Annotated in this window: 3 protein-coding genes; all 3 read left to right on the top strand. The window is 65.6% G+C overall.

Features of this window, described 5'->3' with window-relative positions:
• The first annotated feature begins 882 nt into the window (after positions 1 to 882).
• Positions 883 to 1,251, top strand: a complete 369-nt coding sequence (locus ABZ656_RS57290; RefSeq protein WP_360280588.1) for a hypothetical protein — start codon at positions 883 to 885, stop codon at positions 1,249 to 1,251.
• 92 nt (positions 1,252 to 1,343) lie between these two features.
• Positions 1,344 to 1,724, top strand: a complete 381-nt coding sequence (locus ABZ656_RS57285) for a hypothetical protein (protein WP_143615073.1) — start codon at positions 1,344 to 1,346, stop codon at positions 1,722 to 1,724.
• 121 nt (positions 1,725 to 1,845) lie between these two features.
• On the top strand, positions 1,846 to 3,024 hold the full coding sequence (locus tag ABZ656_RS57280; RefSeq protein WP_360280585.1) for a DUF932 domain-containing protein: 1,179 nt from the start codon (positions 1,846 to 1,848) through the stop codon (positions 3,022 to 3,024).
• The last annotated feature ends 33 nt before the right edge of the window (positions 3,025 to 3,057 follow it).

Genomic DNA, 3,057 nt, shown 5'->3' with positions numbered 1-3,057 from the left:
CGCGTAGATCACGGCCTTCGCCTGGAAGACGTGGATCTCGCCGTCTGCCTCCGGCAGCCGAATACTCGCTCCGCTCGTTTCGCGCGTCCCCGCGCGAAAAGCATTCCGCCTCCGGCGGTGCTTTATGGAACTGGCCTCCGGCCAGATTCCATAAAGCTGCGTGCCTCCGGCACGAAAAGCGTTGTGTATGAGGGGTGTTGAGGTTTTGTGGGGTGGAGTGTGAGGGGGTGTCAGGCAGGTTTTCGGGTGCCGGGGGCGGGAATGGCCTTCCAGTCCATTCCCGGGAGTGTCAGGGATTCTCCGAATTCCCTGACAGGAGAGAAATAGGAGAACTCCCGAATTCCATGGACCCAGTAAAGCACGGAAATCGGGAGAGGGTTGGGCCCTCCGGGCCCAACCCGCCCCGGAGACAGCGACAGTGAAAGAGCGTCAGAAGACAACTGAGAGTGTGGGAGCCCTCCGGGCACCCACACACCCCAGGCGCCCACATAGACGCCTGACAGGCCGCCAGGCCCCCGGCACCCAGCGCGGCGACCCGGCGCCGCGCCACCGCCGACAAAGGCCCAGCCCGATCCCCGAGGCCGCCGCCCGACCACACCCCGCCCCCATTCCTCTACTCATTCTTATACGGTGCGGGAAAGTGGCAGCTGAGGGGATGTCAGCAGGCCGACCACATGGGACTAGGCCTCTGAGCTGCGGTTTCACGGAGGCCGGCCGTTTGGCCCCGCAACCTCAAACGCAACACCTAACGCAACGTCAGAACGCAGCCCCGTACGCAACATCGAGCGCAACAGGGGTTCCATTCTCCCCCATCTTCCATTATTATTTGAGTTCTGGGGGAGGCGACCCCCGGAACCGCAAGGAACCAACGAAGGGGAAAACGTGGAAATCGAGATCTCTGACGGCATTGTCCGGCTCGTACCCGGAGCGGACGCGCCGATGAATGGCCTTGCTATTCAGGCCCGTACCGTCGCGAACTTCCTTCCGCTTTCCGTACGGCGCGCGGGGGCGAACATCGTTCACAACGTCGACGACAAGTACACGGGAATTCGCGTCGACACCAAGCGTGGCCCGATCGTTCTGGAAATGCCGACGGGCGACGCCCCTTACCGTCTCGTCCACCAGCTTCCGGAGCCGGACGAAACCGGGCGCACCGAAGTGGAGATGCGCCGATTCCCGCAGATCTACAAGCCGCAGGGAATCGCACACATCATGGGTGAATTCCTTCAGTCGCGCGGGTTTCTGAGCTAGTCAGCAACCCATCCGGGGGAATGGCGCAGCACTCAGCCATTCCCCCGGGCACGTCCAGACAGCAACCGTGATCGGCAAAGGGGAAACTGATCATGAAACTGGTTTCGCGGATGACCGGCAAGGAGATCAAGCAGGGCCGGACGCTCCACGGACGGACCGGCGGCGCGGCACCCCATGCGTGGAGGTTCGAGCGGATCAGCCTCCACCGTGACGGGGCGCACCGCGTCCACGTGTCGCGCCCCGGGGGAAGGCTGGGGCGGATCCACCGCGAGTTCCACCCGATCGATTTCGGGTGTGAGGTCCGGATCGAGATCACGTGGCGGCGGGCCGTCCGGCACGCGGCTACGCGTACGTGGTCGAAGGTCGACGATTACCTGTTGGCCGGTCTGTTCGCACTGGTGCCGTTGGCGTTCTTCGAGCACTTCCACTGGTCGGACGCCATCGTGTCCATGCTGGGCCTGCACAGCAAGTAGGGGAAAGCGCAGGTCAGGGGTGGGTTTACCCACCCCTGATTTCCACTATTGTTGAAGTTGTTCGGGGGGCGGTGGCCCCGCCCCCCGAACCGCAGAAGCCAACAGCGAAGGGGAACACAGCATGACTCAGCAGTACGCAGAGCGCGCCACCGCAGCAGCCCCCAGGGGCGCCCGTAACGCCGATCTCCGGGACCTGGTCACCATCCTGGAGGACCACAGGAACCGGAAGCTGGATGTCGTGGCCTCCGCGTCCGCCCTGTCTTTCCGTGACGGAAACGTCCAGGTCGAGGGCATCGAGCGCCAGATCACGGAAGACGGCGTGACGGACGTTGACGGCACCTACCGCCCCACCGCCGTCGCGGACGAGGGCATCGCGGACAAGCTGAAGATCCCGGTTGCCTACCTGCGCCGCATGCGCGCCGAGAACGTCCCGCTCCTGGACGAGAACGTCAACGCGTGGCTTCGCCAGGAGCCCGACCGCCGTTTCATGCTCCGTGCGCTCCGAGGCGACAGCGCCCCCGGCGCCGCTCCCGCCGAAGGCGTGGCCCGCGCGCTGATGTCCGACAGCTACAAGGTGATGGACAACCTTGACATCCTGCTGGCCGCGCTGGACGGCGTGCAGAAGTCCGGGCACCCGACCAACGTCACAGGCTGCGACCTCACCGACCGCCGCATGTACGTGCGGGTCCAATCCGAAGCGGTCGCCGTCATGGCTCCCGAGCTCCTCAGCGGGTACCGGTCCCCGTTCGACGGCCGCAGCGGCGACGAACTCCCCATCGTCTCGGCCGGGTTCGTCATCACCAACAGCGAAGTCGGGGCCGGTGCGTGGTCGGTCACCCCGCGCGTGGTCATGCAGGTCTGCACCAACGGCCTGACCATGCCCGTGGACGTCATGCGCGCCGTGCACATCGGCGCCAAGCACGACGAGGGAGTCGTGTCCTGGTCTGAGGAGACCGAGAGGAAGGAACTCGCGGTTATCACGTCCAAGACCGCCGACGCGGTCCGCACGTTCCTCTCGCGTGAGTACGTCGAGGCGAAGTTGCGCGAGATCCAGGCCGCCGCTGGTAAGCCCGTGGCCGAGCCGACGAAGACCATCGAGCACGTCACCAAGACGCTCAAGATCAGCAATGAGACCAAGGAGACGATCCTCGCCCACTTCATCCGGGGCGGGCAGATCACAGCCGGAGGCGTGATGCAGGCCGTCACGTCGACCGCACAGACCCTCACCGACGCCGACCAGGCCGCCGCCCTGGAAGCGCTCGCACTGCCCGCGCTCGCGGCAGCCGCAGCGCACGGCTGACAGACCCCCGTGCGGGCCCGGGGGGCCCCCCAC

The sequence above is a fragment of the Streptomyces sp. NPDC007095 genome (assembly GCF_040634475.1).
Classification (GTDB): domain Bacteria; phylum Actinomycetota; class Actinomycetes; order Streptomycetales; family Streptomycetaceae; genus Streptomyces.
Note: the sequence above shows the minus strand (reverse complement) of the source record. Positions and strands in the feature narration are given on the sequence as shown.